Here is a 17,888-nt window from a genome sequence, read left to right on the forward strand (position 1 = left end):
GCATGCCCGGGCAATGGATATGCATCGTGGTCGATTCCCTGGCCACTCCCTGAATCCATGAGGCAGTCATGACCACCGATTTTTCCAGCACCGCTGACTCTGCGCGGACGCACCTTGATACCGGACCGTTGTCATGGGTGATGAGCGAAATTCGCGAGGCGCTGAACCAGTCCGGCGCCGCCCTGACCCAAGCCGGCGACGTTGCCAGCGACGATTACCTGACAGCCGTCCGCCACGCCAAGACCTACCTGCACCAGGCGCACGGCGCTTTGCAGATGGTCGATATCGACGGCGTCACCATCATCACCGAAACGGTTGAAGACATACTTGAACGCGCCGAATCCGGCCATGCCGAACTGAGCGCGCAGCATGCGCAGGTTATCGGCAATGCCTACCAGGCGCTGATCGAATACCTGGACGAAGTGCTGGCCGGCGGCAGCCACCAGCCGGTCCGCCTGTTTCCGTATTACCAGGCGCTGCTGGAGATCCGCGGCGCTGAACGCATCCATCCGGCCGACCTGTTTTTCCCCGACCTGACGATTCGCCCCCATTTCCCTGCGGCAGAGCAGGCCGCGGCGGTCCAGGCGGACGTTTACCTGCCGTTGCGCAAGCGCTTCGAGCGCGCGCTGCTGCCGTTCCTGAAAAGCGCCGACAAGGCGATTGAACTGGAAAACGCCACCGCGATGCAAACGGTGGTGACCGAAGTCGAACAGATGCAGCGCAACCAGCAATCGCGCGCGTTCTGGTGGGTGATGCATGGCTTCGCCGAAGCGGTCGCCACTGACCAGGTATCGAACGAGCTCTACGTCAAGCAGCTGTTTGCCCGCATCAACCTGCAGCTGCGCCGCCTGAGCCAGGGTTCGTCGAGCATCTCGGAGCGGCTGTTGCGCGACGCCTTGTTCTTTATCGCCGGCATCGAGCAGACTTCCAAGCTGGCGACCCAGATCCGTGTCGCCTATCGCCTCAACGGCCTGGTGCCGGCCGACTACAGCACGCGCCACTACGGCCAGATCAGCCTGGATGCCTTGAGCACTGCCAAGGACCGCCTGGCGCAGGCCAAGAACATGTGGGACCGCCTGGCCAGCGGCGACGCCAGCCCGGCGTCTGCCTTCGAACAGGAAATGCATGGCTTGAGCGAAGCCGGCAGCCGGCTGAACGCGCCGTCGCTGTCGAAGCTGCTGCGCGAACTTAACGGCATTGCCCGCCATGCTGCGCATTCGCGGCCGGGCGATGCGATCTGCATGGAGATCGCCACCAGCCTGCTGTTTATCGAAAACACGCTGAACCACATCAGCCGCCTGCCGGAGAATTTTTCCGAGCGCGCGGATGCGATGACGGCGCGCCTGCTGTCGGTCGTGTCCGGCGAGACGCTGGGCAAGCCGGCGCAATGGATCGACGATATCTATCGCGAGGCGCAGCAGCGCCAGACGGTCAAGATGCTGGCTTCTGAAATGCTGTCCAGCCTGCGCCAGGTCGAAAAGATGCTGGACGAATTCTTCAACGATCCGGAGCGGCGCGAAGTGCTGGCCCAGATCGAACAGGTATTGCACCAGATCCAGGGCGCGCTGGCGATCCAGGAACAGAGCGACGCCATGCGCGTGGTCGAACATACGCGCAGCACCCTGCAGCGCTTTGCCGCCGAGGGCAGCGCGCCGGTGCCGCAAGTGCCGGAGCAGAAAGAATTCGAGCGGATTGCGCAAAACATCGGCGCGCTCAGCTTCTTTATCGAAACGCTGCAGCATCAGTCGGATACCCAGAACAACCATTTCACTTTTGACGAAGAAGCGGGCGTGTTCCGCATCAACCTGCTGGAACGGCGCGCCGTGGTCGCGGCTCCGCAGCCTGATCCGGTAGTGCCGTCGTCTGAATCCGACAATCAAACCCCGGCCGCCGCAGGCGACAGTTTGCCATCCTTGCCTGAGCTGGCGACGGTGGAAGACGAGCTGCTGCAGCACCAGCAGGAATCGGCGGAACTGGCGCTGTCCCTGACCGCGCAGCCGCATGATCCGGAATTGCAGGAACGGCTGAAAGAGTCGCTGGTGCAGATGCGGGTCGATGCCGCCTTGAGCGACAATCCCGAAGCTACCGACCGCGCCCAGGCAGCCATCGATATCCTCGATCATCCGGATTTTTCCGCATCCCAGCAGTCGCTGGCGGAAATCGTCACCACCATCGTGCCGCTGCACACGGCGGAAGCCGCAGCGCCGGTAGCGCCGGCAGCAGTAAGCGACGAGGAGGCTGACGCCGAACTGCGTGAGATTTTTTTGTCCGAGGCGGACGAGGTCCTGACGAACGCCAGGCAGACCCTGCCGCAACTGCAGCTGCACGACGCCCCGCATAAGCAAGAACCCCTGACAGTACTGCGCCGTGCATTCCATACCCTCAAGGGCAGCGGCCGCATGATCGGCTTGAACGCTTTCGGCGAAGCAGCCTGGAGCATTGAACAGGTATTGAACCTATGGCTGTCGGAATCGCGTGCGGTGAGCGCCGACCTGAACGCCTTGCTGGACCATGCCGTGACCCAGCTGGACGGCTGGGTAAAGGAAATCCAGCAGCATGGGCATTCGCAACAGACGCCTGACGCACTGGCCGAGATCGCCGCGCGGGTGCGTGACGGCGGACCATTTGCCGATCCCGCAGCCGTTGCGGTGGCTGAGCCGGAGGAGCTGCTGGAATTCAGCGATCTGCTTGAGTTGCCGGCGCAGGCCGAAGAAATCCAGCTGAGCGACGACGCCCTGGCCTTGTTTACCGCTGCTTCGCAGCCTGCGGCTGTGGAAGAAACCCGGTTGCCGGAAATCCAGTTTGAGGCGCAGGCGGAAGCGGAAGCCGTTGCGGAATCCGCGGCCATCGAAGCAGCGCCGGTGGCAGCGACCACCAGCGCAGAAGTGATCGCCTTTCCTGGCATGCAGGAAATCCGCCATGACGACAGCACCAAGCAGATCGGCGACCTGACCATCAGCCTGCCGCTCTACAATATCTATCTGGCCGAGACTGACCAGCTGGTGCGTCACCTGTCGCACGATTTCGCCGAATGGCGGCATGAGCCGGAACGGCCGGTCATGACGCAGTCGGTCCATGCCGCCCACTCGCTGGCAGGCAGTTCCGCCACGGTTGGTTTCAAGCCTTTGCAGGAAGTGGCGCATGCGCTGGAGATGGCATTGCAGCGGATGGCGCTGCAGCCGAGCAGCCTGCACGGAACCGACTACGACACGCTCCAGTTTGGCGTCGAGCGGATCAAATGGATGCTGCAGCAGTTCTCGCAAGGCGACATGCCGTATTACGAGCCGGCCTTGGTCAGCAGTTTGGATAGTTTGTGGCAGGGCCAGGAATCGCGCGGCGTGGAAACGTTGCCGGAAACCGTCGACGAGACGATAGCCGCTGTCGACGTCGCGCCGCCGCAAGCGGTTGCCGAGATTACGGAGCCGGTGGTCGAGAGCCATCTCCATGTGGTCCCTGCGATCATTGAAGAAACAAGCGCAAGCGTTCCGGCTGAGGCAAGCGATATGCAGCCGATGGCTGAGGCCCCGGCCGCAGCCGTGCAGCAGTTGTTTGAGCCGGCGAAGGAAGAGATCGATCCGTCGCTGGTGGTGCGGGATGAACTGGATCCTGACTTGCTGCCGATATTCCTGGAAGAGGGCAGCGACATGCTGCCGCAAATCGGCAGCGCCCTGCGCAGCTGGCAGCAAAACCCTGCCGACGTCAAGCCGTCGCAAGCGATCCTGCGCCATTTGCATACCATCAAGGGCAGCGCCCGCATGGCCGGCGCGATGGTGCTGGGCCAGCACATGCACGAGATGGAAAGCCATATCGAAGTGATCCTGCAAACGGGCAGCTCTTCGCGGCACACTATCGACGAATTGCTGGCGCATTATGACCGCGGCGTGCAGATGTTCGAGAACCTGCGCAATCCACAGGCGCAGCAGCCGGTCGTAGCCGCCGCGCCTGCGCCGGAAGCGCACGACCCTGTCAACCTGCCGAGCGTGATGCCGTCGCTGGCCGCTGGCGTGGCGCCGGTACCCGCGGTTACCAGCGCCACCGGCCTGGTGTCGCAGGTGCGCGTCAACGCCGAAGTGCTGGACCGGCTGGTTAACCAGGCCGGTGAAGTATCGATCACACGTTCGCGGCTGGAATCAGGCATCGGCACCTTGCAGATTTCCTTGTCGGAACTGACCGAAAACGTCGACCGCCTGCGCGGCCAGTTGCGGGAAATCGAAATCCAGGCGGAAGCGCAGATCAGCTCGCGCATGACGCTGGCCGGCGAACGCGAATTCGACCCGCTTGAATTCGACCGCTTTACCCGGTTGCAGGAACTGACCCGGATGATGGCCGAAAGCGTCAATGACGTCGCCTCGCTGCAAAAGAACCTGACCAATACGGTAGACGGCGCCAACGCCGACTTGCTGACCCAGCGCCGCCTGACGCGTGACCTGCAGCAGGACCTGATGCATGTGCGCATGGTGCAGTTTGCCAGCATCGCCGAGCGTTTGTACCGGCTCACGCGCCAGGTCGCCAAGGAACTGGACAAGCGGGTCAACCTCGATATCCGCGGCAGCAACGTGGAAATCGACCGCAGCGTGCTGGAAAAAATGATCGCCCCGTTCGAGCATTTGCTGCGTAACGCGATCGTGCACGGCATCGAATCGCGTGAAGCGCGGCGCGCTGCCGGCAAGAACGAAACCGGCGAATTGAAGATTGAAATCCGCCAGGACGGCAATGAAATCCTGATCCAGCTGTCGGATGACGGCCAGGGCTTGAACCTGCAGCGCATCCGCGACAAGGCGCGCACGATCGGCTTGCTGGAAAGCGACGAGCAGATATCCGACCTGGAAACCACCGACCTGATTTTCCGTCCCGGCTTTTCCACCGCTGCAGACGTCACCGAACTGGCCGGCCGCGGCGTCGGCATGGACGTGGTGCGCTCGGAAGCAGCATCGCTGGGCGGCCGTGTCTCGGTCAGCAGCGATCCTGGCCAGGGCACGCATTTCACGATCCACCTGCCGCTGACGCTGGCAGTGACCCAGGTGGTGCTGCTGACCACCGGCGGCAGCACGTATGCGGTGCCGTCGGCGCTGGTCGAGCAGGTGCAGCAATTGAAGGCGAAGGCGCTGGCCGCAGCCTACAACGATGGTTCGCTGATCTGGCAAGGCCATAAAGTGCCGCTGCAATATCTGTCGACCTTGCTGGGCGATACCGACATGGTGCCGGTGGCGCAGCAATATTCGCCTATCATCATCCTGCGCAGCGGCAACGACCGGGTAGCGATACACGTCGATGAAATCGTCGGCAACCGAGAAGTCGTGGTCAAGAACATCGGCCCGCAGCTGTCGCGGATGATCGGGATTGCCGGTGCAACCGTGCTGGGTTCGGGCGATATCGTGCTGATCTTGAATCCGGTGCCGCTGGCAATGCGGCAGTTATTCAATACGTCCCACGAATTGCGGGCGCCGAAGCAATCGCACCTGGCTACCCACGAGACGCTGGGCGCGGTAGCGGAGATGAGCGTCGGCGCCGAATCCGGCACACCGCACGCGGCCCAGGCAGTACAGGGCTTGCGCAGCCAGAGCGTGGTGATGGTGGTCGACGATTCGCTGACCGTGCGCCGGGTTACCCAGCGCCTGCTGTCGCGCGAAGGTTACCAGGTGGTGCTGGCGAAAGACGGCGTCGATGCGCTGGAGCAGCTGCAGGCGATTACGCCGGACGTGATGCTGGTGGATATTGAAATGCCGCGCATGGATGGTTTCGACCTGAGCCGCAACATCCGCAATGACGACCGCACACGCCATATTCCCATCATCATGATCACCTCGCGTACGGCGGCCAAGCACCGCAGCTATGCAATGGAGCTGGGCGTCAACGAGTACCTGGGCAAGCCGTACCAGGAAGATGAGCTGATCAGCACCATCAAGTCGTTCATCAACAAAGAAGTCAACACTCTGCAGTAACCTTTCATGCGCGCGTGCGGAAGATGCATTTTCCGCACACGCGCATGGATTTCTCTTACTCCGCATTCATTTTTTTTACGACCCCGTAGCGCAGCAAGGTTGCTTTACGTGCTTCGTCATGCTGCACCAGCGGCAGCGGGTAGTCCTGTCCGAGCTTGATTCCGGCCCGTTCCAGTTCCCGCGCGGGCGCTAGCCATGGCGCATGGATGTGTTTGCTGTCGAGCGCTGACAGTTGCGGCAGGTAGCGGCGGATGAACTTGCCATCGGCATCGACTTTCCCGGATTGGGTAAGCGGATTGAAAATGCGGAAATAGGGTTGCGCATCGCAACCCGACGACGCGGCCCATTGCCAGCCGCCGTTGTTGGCGGCGAGATCGAAATCGTTCAGGCGCTCGGCAAAATAACGTTCCCCCCAACGCCAGTCTATGCCGAGATCCTTGATCAGGAAGGACGCAGCCACCATGCGCAGGCGATTGTGCATATAGCCGCTCTGATTGAGTTGCAGCATGGCGGCATCCACCAGCGGATAACCGGTGTGGCCGTCGCACCAGGCTTGGAACAAACTGCGTGCGCGTTCACCGCTTTCCCATTGGATGGCGTCATAGCCTGGCTTGAAGGCGGCTAGTGCCACATGCGGATGATGATGCAGGATCATGAAATAAAAATCGCGCCAGATCAATTCCGACAGCCATACCGCAGCACCTCCTGCAGCAGCGCCCTGGTGCAAGGTCTGATACGCGGCGCGGGCCAGCGTGCGAATCGAGATGGTGCCAAAGCGCAGGTGTATTGAAAGATACGATGGTCCCTTGACGGCGGGAAAATCGCGGCTCTGGCCATACCGCCCGATACGCTCCATGAAATCTTCCAGCAGGGCGGCGGCGCCAGACATGCCTGGCGCGATCTCGAGTTCTCGCAGATTGGTTTTCTTGAATCCCAGCGCGGCCAGGCTGGGGATTGTTTCAGGAGGAGAGGAGGACGGCGAGGTCAGGCGTGCCGCATATTTTTCTACCTGGTAGGGTTTCAAGAAAGAAGAGCCATCGGCTGCCGCCAGCCTTTTCATCCAGGCGTTCTTGTAGGGCGTGAATACCGAGAACGGCTGGCCTGCCATGGTCAGTATTTCGTCGCGCTCAAAAATCACCTGGTCCTTGTAGCTGCGCCAGACTCGGCCATCGGCGGCCAGCAATGCGGCGACATCGGCATCGCGCTGCCGCGCCTGCGGTTCATAGTCGTGGTTGCTGAACACGGCGTTGACGCCGAGTTGCCTTGCCAGCGCAGGAATGACCTCTCCGGCGGCGCCGTGGCGCACCAGCAGTCCGCTGCCTAATTTGCGCAATTCTAGGTCGAGTTCGATCACGCTGCCGTGGATGAATTCAACCCGGCGGTCGGCGCTCAGGCCGGCATTCAGCAATGGCTGCAGGATATCGGTATCGAACACGAACACGCAGAACACCGCTGCGCTGGTTTTCAAGGCGTGGTACAGGGCAGCGTGATCGTACATGCGCAAATCGCGGCGAAACCAGACCAGGGATTTCTCAAATTTCAGCATGAGGGTGCGTTAGGTATGAAAAATGAATGATTGCGAGGCAACGCCGAGTCGGCTTGCGGGGACTTTACCCGACATGCGACACTATTCAAAGCGGCTTTAGCGTATTCAAAACTGATAAAATGCGGTCCATGGCCAAGCTAGATACAACTCCGGACGATTCTCCCGCGCGCAAGGGCGGTGCGAAGGCTGGCGCTGATTCCCCTCCTTTGAATCTGACAAATCATTTCCTTATTGCAATGCCTTCCATGTTGGACCCCGTTTTCGGCGGGACCGTGGTGTATTTGTGTGAACATAATGCCAACGGTGCGCTGGGCGTGGTGATCAACAAGCCGACCGACATGACCATGCAGGTATTGTTCGACCGCATCGATCTCAAGCTTGAAATCAGCCCTGGATTGGGTTTCGACGACCCGATCGCCGACCGGCCCGTCATGTTTGGCGGCCCGGTCCAGGTTGAGCGCGGTTTTGTGCTGCATGCGCCGATCAAGAATTATTCCTCAACCTTGAAAGTGACGGACCAGATCGCCATGACCACCTCCAAGGACGTGCTGGAAGAAGTGGCGCATGGCAGCGGCCCGCAGCGCATCCTGGTCAGCCTCGGCTGTTCCGGCTGGAGCGCCGGCCAGCTGGAAAGCGAGATTGTCCACAACGGCTGGCTGACTGTCGCCGCCGACCCCGCCATCATTTTTGAATTGCCGATTGCCGAGCGGTTTGCCGCCGCGGTGAATCTGCTGGGGATTTCGCCGTACATGCTGACCTCGGAATCCGGGCGTGCGTGAGTTGCCGAAAGATCTGTGCGGGAGCCTGGCATGGCTGGCGTGACGGATATCGCAGGCACCGTGCTGGGATTTGATTTCGGCCTGAAACGCATCGGCGTGGCGGTTGGCAACACCGTGCTGAAGCAGGCGCAGCCGTTGCAGGTCATCAGCGCAGCCACCAACGACGGCAAGTTTGCCGAAATCTCGGCCCTGGTCAAAGAGTGGCAGCCGGTGTTGTGCGTAGTGGGCCTGCCCTTGCATCCGGACGGCGCAACGCACGAGATGAGCGTCCGTTGCCAGCGTTTTGCCAACCAGCTGCATGGCCGTTACGATGTCGCCACGGTGCTGGTCGATGAGCGCTATTCGTCAGCGGTGATCAAGCAGCAGCGGGGAGATGTGATCGACGACCAGGCTGCCGCGATCATCCTGCAGCAGTATTTTGACGGTTTGCCTGACGATTTATCTGTATGACCTTGACTTAGCGGTGAAGATGCAATGACTACAACCACTCCCCAATTCGATGCCGAAGCGCTGTACCAGGTGCTTGAGGCAAAAGTAAAAGCAGCCCTGGCGCAAGCCGACAATGTCGCTGTCATCGGCATCTACTCTGGCGGCGCCTGGATCGCCGAGCGCCTGGTCACGGCCTTGCGCCTGAATCCGGCCGAGCGTCTCGGCTTTATCGATGTCTCGTTCTACCGCGACGACTTTTCCGAAAAGGGATTGCGCGCCGACATCAAGCCGACCCAGATTCCGTTCGACGTCGACGACGCCACCATCCTGCTGGTGGACGACGTGCTGTACACCGGCCGCACCACGCGTGCGGCGATCAACGAATTGTTCGACTACGGCCGTCCCAGGAAAATCATGCTGGCGGCGCTGATCGACCGCGGCGAGCGCGACTTGCCGGTAGCCGCCGATTTCATCGCCGATGCGGTGACGCTGCAGCCGGGCCAGTCCTTACAACTTCAACGCGCCGACGACGGCAGCTTCACTTTAATCATCCAATCCAATGCTTAATCCCCAACTCAATAAAAACGGCGAACTGCAACATCTGTTGACGATCGAGGGACTGCCGACTTCCGTCGTCACGCATATCCTGGACACAGCTTCTTCCTTTGTCGGCGTCAGCGACCGCGATGTCAAGAAAGTGCCGCTGATGCGCGGCAAAAGCGTGTTCAACCTGTTCTTTGAAAACTCCACGCGCACCCGCACCACTTTCGAAATCGCTTCCAAGCGCCTGTCGGCCGACGTCATCAACCTGAATATCTCGGCCTCCAGCGCCAGCAAGGGCGAGTCGCTGCTGGACACCATCGACAACCTGTCGGCCATGCACGCCGACATGTTCGTGGTGCGCCACGCGCAGTCCGGCGCGCCGTACCTGATCGCCAAGCACCTGACCGATACCCGGCAGCATCACGTCCACGTGGTGAACGCCGGCGACGGCCGCCATGCCCACCCGACCCAGGGTTTGCTGGACATGTACACGATCCGCCACTACAAGAAAGACTTCAGCAACCTGACAGTGGCGATCGTCGGCGACATCCTGCATAGCCGCGTGGCGCGTTCAGACATCCATGGGCTGACTACCCTGGGCGTGCCGGAAGTGCGCGCCATCGGCCCCCGCACTTTGTTGCCCAGCGGCCTGGAGCAGATGGGCGTGCGCGTCTTCACCGACATGAACGAAGGCTTGAAAGGCGTCGATGTGATCATCATGCTGCGCCTGCAGAACGAACGCATGAGCGGCGCCTTGCTGCCGTCGGCGCAGGAATTCTTCAAGAGCTACGGGCTGACGCCGGAACGCCTGGCGCTGGCCAAGCCGGATGCGATCGTGATGCATCCGGGGCCGATGAACCGCGGCGTGGAAATCGACTCGGCGGTTGCCGACGGCGCGCAGGCGGTGATCCTGCCGCAGGTGACGTTCGGCATTGCGGTGCGGATGGCGGTCATGAGTATTTTGGCGGGTAATTAGCGCTATCGTAGTTGTTTCTGTTTTGCACAGTATTACGTAGCTCCAAACTTCCAGTTTAGCCAGTTGGGGACAGGGTAATTCGTCGCGCTACGGCGACTCTTAAACTCTGTCCCGCAATATAGAATAATTTTACAGATGAAACTTCACATCAAAAACGGCCGCCTGATTGACCCTGCAAACAATATCGATGCCCGGCAGGACCTGTTCATTGCCGCCGGCAAGATCGTCGGCGTCGGCAGCGCGCCGGCCGATTTCACGGCCAACAAGACGATAGACGCCGACGGCCTGGTGGTGGCGCCGGGCCTGGTCGACCTGAGCGTGCGCCTGCGCGAGCCTGGCTACGAATACAAGGCAACGCTGGAATCGGAAATGCAGGCAGCCATGCAGGGCGGCGTCACCAGCCTGGTGTGCCCGCCGGATACCGATCCGGTGCTCGACGAGCCGGGCCTGGTGGAAATGCTGAAGCATCGCGCCAAGAGCCTGAACCAGGCGCATGTCTATCCGCTGGGCGCTTTGACTGTTGGCCTCAAAGGCAAGGAACTGACCGAGATGGCCGAGCTGACCGACGCCGGCTGCATCGGCTTCGCCCAGGCGGAAGAGCCGATCCTGGACACCACCGTCCTGCTGCGCGCCATGCAGTACGCGCGCACCTTCGGTTATACCGTCTGGCTGCGGCCGCAAGATCCTTACCTGGGGCATGGCGGCATCGCGCATAGCGGCGCAGTCGCTTCGCGGCTCGGCCTGTCGGGCGTGCCGACCATGGCGGAAACGATTCGCCTGCAGACCATTTTCGAACTGGTGCGCGAGACCGGCGCCCGCGTGCATTTGTGCCGCATTTCATCGGCGCCGGGACTGGAACTGATCCGCGCCGCCAAGAAAGAAGGCTTGCCGATCACCTGCGACGTCGGCGCCCATCACATCCACATGACCGACGTCGATATCGGCTTCTTCGATTCCAACGCCAGGATGACGCCGCCGTTCCGCTCGCAGCGCGACCGCGATGCGATCCGGCAGGCGCTGCTGGATGGCACCGTCGACGCTATCTGCTCGGACCACACGCCGGTCGACGACGATGAAAAACTGCTGCCGTTCGGCGAAGCAACACCCGGCGCCACCGGCCTCGAACTGCTGCTGTCGCTGGCCCTGAAGTGGGCCGAAGAATGTGTGGTCCCGGAGCAGCAAAGGGTCAGCCGCGCGCTGGCGAAAATCACCACCGACGCCGCCGGCGTGGCCGGCCTGGCTGCCGGCCGGATGACGGTCGGCAGCGTCGCCGATATCTGCCTGTTCGATCCCGCCGTGCGCTGGACAGTGGAAGCCAAGGAACTGGCCAGCCAGGGCAAACACACGCCATTCCTCGGGTATGAGCTGTGCGGACGCGTGAAAACCACGATTGTGGCTGGCCATATAGCATTTGAGCGCGCATGAAGCAGCTGCGGTTCGCCTTGCGCCTGGCACGGGTGCTGCTACACCTGCTCGTCGGCCTGTGGACTTGCGCCACGGTGTTTCCCTTGACCGACAGCGCAGGGCGGCAGCGGCGCATACGGCTGTGGTCGATCCAGCTGCTGGCGATCTGCCGGGTCCGGGTCACGCTGCGTAATCCGCAGGACAGTGTGGCCGCGGCGCGCGCCCTGATCGTCGCCAACCATGTTTCGTGGCTGGATATCTTCGTCATCAATTCGATCCAGACCTGCCAGTTCGTGGCCAAGTCGGATATCCGCGACTGGCCCTTGATCGGCTGGCTGTGTGAAAAGGGCGGCACGATTTTTATCGCGCGCGGCAAGCAGCGCGATGTACGGCGCATATTCCAGGGGCTGGTGACCAGTATTGAAGCAGGCGCGCGGGTTGCCTTCTTCCCTGAGGGGACCACGGCGGCGCAGGGTTCGCTCCTGCCTTTCCACGCCAACCTGTTCGAAGCCGCGCTCGACGCCAAGGTGCCGGTGCAGCCGTATGCCTTGCGCTACCTGGATGAACACGGAGCGCTGCATCCGGCTGCGGATTTTATCGGCGACATGACGTTTGCCGAAAGCATGCTGGCGATCCTGAAAGCGCCGTCGATGAGAGCTGAGCTGATCCAGCTGGCGCCTATCGATACGACCGGATCGCATCGCCGCGACCTGGCCGTCCTCGCGCGTACTTCGATTGCCGAGGCGTTGGAGATCACGGAAAAGGAAGGGGTCGCCTAGACGGGGTCGCCCAGACGGGGTCGCCTAGACGCGGTAGAAACCTGAGTTTTATCCCGGCCGCTGCGCTTGCGGGCAGCTGACCTGAAACAGCTGCCGGTCGGCCAGCCGTACCGCGGTAAGCTTGCCGCCCCACACGCAGCCGGTATCCAGTCCTATCAGGTTCGGCCTGAGCACCAGCCCCAGGGTCGACCAATGGCCGTACACCACCGTCACGTCCTGGGTCTGCCGTTGCGGCACATCGAACCAGGGCAGGTAGCCGGGCATGGAGATGCCGGTGCTTTCCTTGGCCGCCAGCTCCATGGTTCCGTCCTCAGTGCAAAACCGCAATCGCGTCAACGCGTTGACGATGCAGCGCAAGCGTTCGTTGCCTTGCAGCGCATCGTCCCAGCGCAAGGGCTGGTTGCCATACATTTCGCTCAAAAAGCCGACCCAATGCGGGCCGCGCAGCACAGCCTCGACTTCCTGCGCCAGCGCGACCGTCTTGGCGGCGGACCATTGCGGCAGCACGCCGGCATGCAAGAACAGATGGTCCTGTTCCTGTAGCGCCAGCGGCCGCTGCCTGAGCCAGTCAAGCAGTTCGTCGCGATCGGGCGCGTCCAGGATCTCTTGCAGCGTGTCGGCCTTGTGCAGTTTGCGGATGCCGTGCGCGGCCGCCAGCAGGTGCAGGTCGTGGTTGCCGAGCAGGGCCTGGGCGCGATCGCCGAGGGAGCGGATCAGCCTGAGCGTCGCCAGCGATTGCGGGCCGCGGTTGACCAGGTCGCCGACGAAAATCAGGCGTGCATCCGGGGTGGCTGCGTCGATGCGCTCCAGCAGGTTCAGCAGGCTTTGGTGGCAGCCTTGCAAATCGCCGACGGCATATAGGGTAGGACTGATGGATGTCATATTTTGCAGCGATGGCAGCAATGGAGTCCGCCATTGTAGATCGCTAGCCGGTTTTTCAGATACCTATTGTGGTTTGGCCGCAAGAGCAATACAGGATGGGCAATGTGGCACTTCCAAGGTTTGTTGTGGTCTGAAGCTTACTATTTAATGTCCAGTGTTGTTGAGTTGTTATTTCGCAACAATTTGTTACATTGCTTACCGCTCTGTACTTGGTCAAATGCGGGGAAATGATATTTAGGTAACTTATATTGCTTGCGAATAGTGGATAATTCAAGGTTACGCACGAATTTGGTGATTTCGAAGAAATGCGCGGTATCCGCTGATTGCGGCGCAAGGCTTCAGAACTCTATTTTTAGGATATATACATGATATTTATTACTGGCGGAGCGGGCTTTATCGGTTCCAATTTCGTACTCGACTGGCTGGCGCAAAATGACGAGCCGGTGATTAACTTCGATAAGCTGACTTACGCCGGAAATATCAACAACCTGGCGAGCGTTCGCCAGGATCCTCGCCATGTCTTTGTGCAGGGTGATATCGGCGATACAGCGCAGGTTGCCGCTCTCTTGGCGCAGCACAAGCCTCGCGCGATTGTCCATTTTGCGGCAGAAAGCCATGTCGACCGCTCGATCCACGGACCGGCGGCGTTCGTGGAAACCAACGTCAACGGCACGTTTGGCCTGCTGGAGGCTGCCCGTTCCTACTGGAGCGCCTTGCCCGATGCGGAAAAGGCGGGATTCCGCTTCCTGCATGTGTCGACCGACGAAGTCTATGGCACCCTCGGCCCCGACGATGCGCCGTTTACCGAAAACACACAGTACGCGCCCAACAGTCCGTACTCGGCATCGAAAGCGGCTTCCGATCACCTGGTCCGGTCTTATCACCACACCTACGGATTGCCGACGCTGACCACCAACTGCTCCAACAACTATGGTTCTTACCATTTCCCGGAAAAACTGATTCCGTTGATTATCACCAATGCCCGCGCCGGCAAGCCATTGCCGATATACGGCGACGGCCAGCAAGTGCGCGACTGGCTTTATGTAAGCGATCACTGCGCAGCAATACGCCGCGTGCTGGAAGCGGGTAAACCGGGCGAGGTATACAACATCGGCGGCTGGAATGAGAAAGCCAACCTGGACGTGGTCCATACCTTGTGCGACATCCTGGATGAACTCGATCCGAAGGCGGCCGGCAGCTACCGCGACCAGATCACCTACGTTACCGACCGTCCCGGCCACGATCGCCGCTATGCCATCGACGCGCGCAAGATCGAACGCGAACTGGGCTGGAAGCCGGTGGAAACCTTTGATACCGGCATCCGCAAGACGGTCCAGTGGTACCTGTCCAACCAGGACTGGGTAAAGGATGTCCAGTCTGGCGACTATCTGAAATGGGTTGAAAAGAATTACGAGCAACGCCGAGGTTCTGAAGGGACTGCCTGATGACAACGCCAATTTCTCAAAGCCGTAAAGGAATTATTCTTGCGGGAGGTTCCGGCACGCGCCTGTATCCGGTCACCATGTCGATCTCCAAGCAATTGTTGCCGGTGTACGACAAGCCGATGATCTACTACCCGCTGACTACGCTGATGTTGGCCGGCATAAGGGAGATCCTGATCATTTCGACGCCGCAGGACACGCCTCGCTTCAAAGAGCTGCTGGGCGACGGGCGGCAGTGGGGCATCGAGCTAAGCTATGCGGTGCAGCCGACGCCGGACGGCTTGGCGCAGGCATTCATCATCGGCCGGGATTTTGTCGGCGATGCATCCTCGGCCTTGATCCTGGGCGACAACATCTATTACGGCCACGATTTTGAAAGCCAGCTGAGCGAAGCTTCGGCGCGCACGGAAGGCTCCACCGTATTTGCCTATCATGTGCACGATCCCGAGCGCTATGGCGTGGTCGAATTCGATGACCAGCGCCGTGCCGTCAGCATTGAAGAAAAGCCCCTGAAGCCAAAATCGAATTACGCCGTGACCGGCCTGTATTTTTATGACCGCGAGGTATGCGACATCGCCGCAGGCATCAAGCCGTCGCCACGCGGAGAGCTGGAGATTACCGACGTCAATCGGGTCTACCTGGAGCGGCAACGCCTGAATGTCGAGCTGATGGGGCGCGGCATGGCATGGCTCGATACCGGGACCCATGAATCGTTGCTGGAAGCGGGGCAGTTCATCGCGACCATCGAGAATCGCCAGGGACTGAAAGTCGCCTGCCCGGAAGAAATCGCATACCGCAAAGGCTATATCAATGCCGAACAACTTGACGCGCTAGCGCAACCGCTGAAGAAAAACGGCTACGGCCAGTATCTGATGCGTTTATTGACAGATAAGGTGTATTAACGATGCAAATACAAGCCACGAGTATTCCCGACGTGCTGATTTTCGAGCCTAAGGTGTTTGGCGATGACCGGGGATTTTTCTACGAAAGCTTTAACGAACGCCGTTTCACCGAATTGAGCGGCGTCAGCAGCAGCTTTGTCCAGGACAATCACTCCAAGTCCGCCAGGAATGTGCTGCGCGGCTTGCATTACCAGATCCAGCAGCCGCAGGGAAAGCTGGTGCGCGTGGTCGCCGGAGAAGTGTTTGACGTTGCCGTCGATATCAGGAAAAACTCCGCCACTTTCGGCAAATGGGTGGGTGTTGTCTTGTCCGCGGAAAACAAGCGGCAATTGTGGGTGCCGCCCGGCTTTGCCCATGGTTTCGTGGTTACCAGCGAATCCGCCGAATTCCTTTATAAGACCACCGATTACTGGGCGCCGGAACATGAGCGCTGCATCCTCTGGAACGACCCTGCGATCGGCATCGACTGGCCGATGCAAGGGGAGCCTTTGTTGTCGGGCAAGGACCAGGTCGGTAAATTGCTTGCGGATGCCGAGGTTTTTGCATGAGGATACTGCTTACCGGGAAAACCGGTCAGGTCGGCCACGAGCTGGAACGCAGCCTGCGCGGCTTGGGTGAAATCATTGCACTGGACCGCAGCCAGATGGACCTGTCGGATCTCGACCAGGTGCGCGATGTCGTGCGCACCGTCAAGCCGGCGCTGATCATCAATCCGGCCGCCTACACGGCGGTGGACAAGGCTGAGAGCGAACCGGAACTGGCGATGCGCATCAACGGCGAAGCACCGGGCGTCATGGCGGAAGAAGCCGGGAAAATCGGCGCTGCGATGATTCACTATTCGACCGACTATGTCTTCGATGGCAGTAAAGACCGGCCATACCTGGAAACCGATCCTACCTGTCCGGTCAACGTCTATGGAAGCACCAAGCTGGCCGGCGAGCAGGCAATCCAGGCAGCAGGTATTCCACATCTGATTTTTCGCACCAGCTGGGTGTACGGCATGTACGGCAAGAATTTCTTGCTGACGATGATGCGCCTGGCGCAGGAGCGGGACGAATTGCGGATTGTGGCTGACCAGCACGGTTCGCCGACATGGAGCGGCACGATTGCCGACAGCACCGCAGCGGTCGTCGCCAAAAGCATCCAGGCGCCGGATGCTATTGACTGGCTGCGGCAGCACTCGGGAATCTATCACCTGACATGCCAGGGGCAAACCACATGGCATGGCTTCACGCAGGCGATCGTGGCAGCCACCATGACCGGCAAGACACCGGTCCTGACGCCGATTGCTACGCAAGACTATCCGTTGCCGGCCAAGCGTCCGGCGTACTCGGTGATGTCTGGAGAAAAATTTATCCGCAATTTTTCAGATTTGCCGAGTTGGGAAAATGCTTTGGCATCCTGCCTTCAAAAAAAGACAGGGTCGGATAATCTATGAACCCTCATGCAATCCAGCCAGCTTCCTTGCAGTCGCTTGCCAAGAGCGTTTGGCATAACCGCCAGCTTATTTTCCAGATGGCGCGGCGCGAGGTCGTGGGCCGCTACAAAGGGTCCGTACTGGGACTGGCGTGGTCTTTCTTCAATCCAGTCTTCATGCTGAGCGTATATACGTTCGTTTTTTCGGAAATATTCAAGTCTCGCTGGGCCGGCGCCGGCGAAAGCAAAACCCAGTTTGCCGTGCTGCTGTTTGTCGGCATGATTGTGCAGGGTTTGTTTTCCGAGGTGCTCAACCGTGCTCCAAGCCTGATTGTTTCCAATGTCAACTATGTAAAGAAGGTTGTATTTCCAATCGAAATACTGCCGATAGTCGCAATGGGGGCAGCGCTGTTTCACAGCCTGATCAGCCTGAGCGTGCTGCTGGTTGCTTTTGCGATTTTCAACGGTTACCTGCAATGGACGGCGGTGTTTGCGCCTCTTGTATTGTTGCCGCTGATTATCCTGATTGTCGGTTTTGCCTGGATGCTGGCGTCTTTGGGCGTATTCCTGCGCGATGTCGGCCAGACCATCACCATTATCACGACCGTGCTGATGTTCCTCTCCCCGGTCTTTTATCCGGTGAGCGCCGTGCCGGAACGATTCCGCGTATGGATCATGGCTAATCCTTTGACGTTCATCATCGAACAAGCTCGCGAAGTGCTCATCTGGGGACATTTCCCGGATTGGACCGGCCTGGGTATCTATACGCTTGCTGCTGTAGCCGTTGCATGGGCAGGGTATGCCTGGTTCCAGAAGACCAAGAAGGGTTTTGCCGATGTCCTCTAAAG

14 protein-coding genes are annotated in these 17,888 nt (G+C 60.1%); 12 read left to right on the top strand and 2 right to left on the bottom strand.

Annotated elements, in window-relative coordinates:
• Positions 1-68 precede the first annotated feature (68 nt).
• A complete protein-coding gene (locus V8G57_RS18850; protein ID WP_342830651.1) occupies positions 69-5,942 on the top strand; it encodes a hybrid sensor histidine kinase/response regulator in 5,874 nt (1,957 codons plus the stop codon).
• 55 nt (positions 5,943-5,997) lie between these two features.
• Here V8G57_RS18850 and V8G57_RS18855 read toward each other — a convergent pair whose 3' ends face one another.
• A complete protein-coding gene (locus tag V8G57_RS18855; protein WP_342830652.1) occupies positions 5,998-7,488 on the bottom strand; it encodes a cryptochrome/photolyase family protein in 1,491 nt (496 codons plus the stop codon).
• Positions 7,489-7,607: 119 nt separating this feature from the next.
• On the opposite strand from V8G57_RS18855, the gene V8G57_RS18860 reads away from it, so the two are divergent.
• The 6 genes from V8G57_RS18860 (at position 7,608) to V8G57_RS18885 (ending at position 12,398) form a co-directional block, all read left to right on the top strand.
• Entirely contained in the window at positions 7,608-8,267 is a 660-nt protein-coding gene (locus tag V8G57_RS18860; RefSeq protein WP_371326576.1) for a YqgE/AlgH family protein, read from the top strand.
• A gap of 30 nt (positions 8,268-8,297) precedes the next feature.
• Positions 8,298-8,717 carry a Holliday junction resolvase RuvX gene (gene ruvX / locus V8G57_RS18865; protein ID WP_092396704.1) on the top strand — a complete coding sequence of 140 codons (420 nt, stop codon included), beginning with the start codon at positions 8,298-8,300 and terminating at the stop codon, positions 8,715-8,717.
• A 24-nt stretch (positions 8,718-8,741) separates the two neighbouring features.
• Positions 8,742-9,263, top strand: a complete 522-nt coding sequence (gene pyrR / locus V8G57_RS18870; RefSeq protein ID WP_342830653.1) for a bifunctional pyr operon transcriptional regulator/uracil phosphoribosyltransferase PyrR — start codon at positions 8,742-8,744, stop codon at positions 9,261-9,263.
• Positions 9,256-10,215, top strand: coding sequence for an aspartate carbamoyltransferase catalytic subunit (locus V8G57_RS18875; protein WP_014004791.1), 960 nt, complete (start codon positions 9,256-9,258; stop codon positions 10,213-10,215). The genes pyrR and V8G57_RS18875 overlap by 8 nt, the downstream gene beginning before the upstream one ends.
• 135 nt (positions 10,216-10,350) lie before the next feature.
• Positions 10,351-11,640 carry a dihydroorotase gene (locus tag V8G57_RS18880; protein ID WP_342830654.1) on the top strand — a complete coding sequence of 430 codons (1,290 nt, stop codon included), beginning with the start codon at positions 10,351-10,353 and terminating at the stop codon, positions 11,638-11,640.
• Complete coding sequence (locus V8G57_RS18885; RefSeq protein WP_342830655.1) at positions 11,637-12,398, top strand: lysophospholipid acyltransferase family protein; 762 nt, start codon at positions 11,637-11,639, stop codon at positions 12,396-12,398. The genes V8G57_RS18880 and V8G57_RS18885 overlap by 4 nt, the downstream gene beginning before the upstream one ends.
• A 48-nt stretch (positions 12,399-12,446) precedes the next feature.
• Here the strand turns inward: V8G57_RS18885 and V8G57_RS18890 are convergent, their stop codons facing one another.
• Positions 12,447-13,280 carry a symmetrical bis(5'-nucleosyl)-tetraphosphatase gene (locus tag V8G57_RS18890; RefSeq protein WP_342830656.1) on the bottom strand — a complete coding sequence of 278 codons (834 nt, stop codon included), beginning with the start codon at positions 13,278-13,280 and terminating at the stop codon, positions 12,447-12,449.
• Positions 13,281-13,645: 365 nt separating this feature from the next.
• Between V8G57_RS18890 and rfbB the strand changes: the two genes are divergently transcribed.
• Genes rfbB through V8G57_RS18915 form a run of 5 tightly spaced genes read left to right on the top strand, consistent with a single transcriptional unit; the run spans position 13,646 to position 17,886 of the window.
• A complete protein-coding gene (gene rfbB, locus V8G57_RS18895; protein WP_342830657.1) occupies positions 13,646-14,725 on the top strand; it encodes a dTDP-glucose 4,6-dehydratase in 1,080 nt (359 codons plus the stop codon).
• On the top strand, positions 14,725-15,624 hold the full coding sequence (rfbA, locus tag V8G57_RS18900; RefSeq protein ID WP_342830658.1) for a glucose-1-phosphate thymidylyltransferase RfbA: 900 nt from the start codon (positions 14,725-14,727) through the stop codon (positions 15,622-15,624). The genes rfbB and rfbA overlap by 1 nt, the downstream gene beginning before the upstream one ends.
• 2 nt (positions 15,625-15,626) lie before the next feature.
• Positions 15,627-16,172, top strand: coding sequence for a dTDP-4-dehydrorhamnose 3,5-epimerase (gene rfbC / locus V8G57_RS18905; RefSeq protein ID WP_342830659.1), 546 nt, complete (start codon positions 15,627-15,629; stop codon positions 16,170-16,172).
• On the top strand, positions 16,169-17,062 hold the full coding sequence (rfbD, locus tag V8G57_RS18910) for a dTDP-4-dehydrorhamnose reductase (protein WP_342830660.1): 894 nt from the start codon (positions 16,169-16,171) through the stop codon (positions 17,060-17,062). The genes rfbC and rfbD overlap by 4 nt, the downstream gene beginning before the upstream one ends.
• The gene (locus V8G57_RS18915) at positions 17,059-17,886 is read left to right on the top strand and encodes an ABC transporter permease (protein WP_342830661.1); all 828 of its coding nucleotides are present in this window, start codon (positions 17,059-17,061) and stop codon (positions 17,884-17,886) included. Before rfbD ends, V8G57_RS18915 begins: the two co-directional genes overlap by 4 nt.
• The last annotated feature ends 2 nt before the right edge of the window (positions 17,887-17,888 follow it).

Source organism: Collimonas rhizosphaerae (genome assembly GCF_038896935.1).
GTDB classification, from domain to species: Bacteria; Pseudomonadota; Gammaproteobacteria; order Burkholderiales; family Burkholderiaceae_D; genus Collimonas; species Collimonas rhizosphaerae.

What these genes read in the sequence shown, in the direction of transcription:
- V8G57_RS18850 (WP_342830651.1), top strand. Translation starts at nt 69, where the DNA reads ATGACCACCGATTTTTCCAGCACCGCTGACTCTGCGCGGACGCACCTT.
- V8G57_RS18855 (WP_342830652.1), bottom strand. Translation starts at nt 7,488, where the DNA reads ATGCTGAAATTTGAGAAATCCCTGGTCTGGTTTCGCCGCGATTTGCGC.
- V8G57_RS18860 (WP_371326576.1), top strand. Translation starts at nt 7,608, where the DNA reads ATGCGGTCCATGGCCAAGCTAGATACAACTCCGGACGATTCTCCCGCG.
- ruvX (WP_092396704.1), top strand. Translation starts at nt 8,298, where the DNA reads ATGGCTGGCGTGACGGATATCGCAGGCACCGTGCTGGGATTTGATTTC.
- pyrR (WP_342830653.1), top strand. Translation starts at nt 8,742, where the DNA reads ATGACTACAACCACTCCCCAATTCGATGCCGAAGCGCTGTACCAGGTG.
- V8G57_RS18875 (WP_014004791.1), top strand. Translation starts at nt 9,256, where the DNA reads ATGCTTAATCCCCAACTCAATAAAAACGGCGAACTGCAACATCTGTTG.
- V8G57_RS18880 (WP_342830654.1), top strand. Translation starts at nt 10,351, where the DNA reads ATGAAACTTCACATCAAAAACGGCCGCCTGATTGACCCTGCAAACAAT.
- V8G57_RS18885 (WP_342830655.1), top strand. Translation starts at nt 11,637, where the DNA reads ATGAAGCAGCTGCGGTTCGCCTTGCGCCTGGCACGGGTGCTGCTACAC.
- V8G57_RS18890 (WP_342830656.1), bottom strand. Translation starts at nt 13,280, where the DNA reads ATGACATCCATCAGTCCTACCCTATATGCCGTCGGCGATTTGCAAGGC.
- rfbB (WP_342830657.1), top strand. Translation starts at nt 13,646, where the DNA reads ATGATATTTATTACTGGCGGAGCGGGCTTTATCGGTTCCAATTTCGTA.
- rfbA (WP_342830658.1), top strand. Translation starts at nt 14,725, where the DNA reads ATGACAACGCCAATTTCTCAAAGCCGTAAAGGAATTATTCTTGCGGGA.
- rfbC (WP_342830659.1), top strand. Translation starts at nt 15,627, where the DNA reads ATGCAAATACAAGCCACGAGTATTCCCGACGTGCTGATTTTCGAGCCT.
- rfbD (WP_342830660.1), top strand. Translation starts at nt 16,169, where the DNA reads ATGAGGATACTGCTTACCGGGAAAACCGGTCAGGTCGGCCACGAGCTG.
- V8G57_RS18915 (WP_342830661.1), top strand. Translation starts at nt 17,059, where the DNA reads ATGAACCCTCATGCAATCCAGCCAGCTTCCTTGCAGTCGCTTGCCAAG.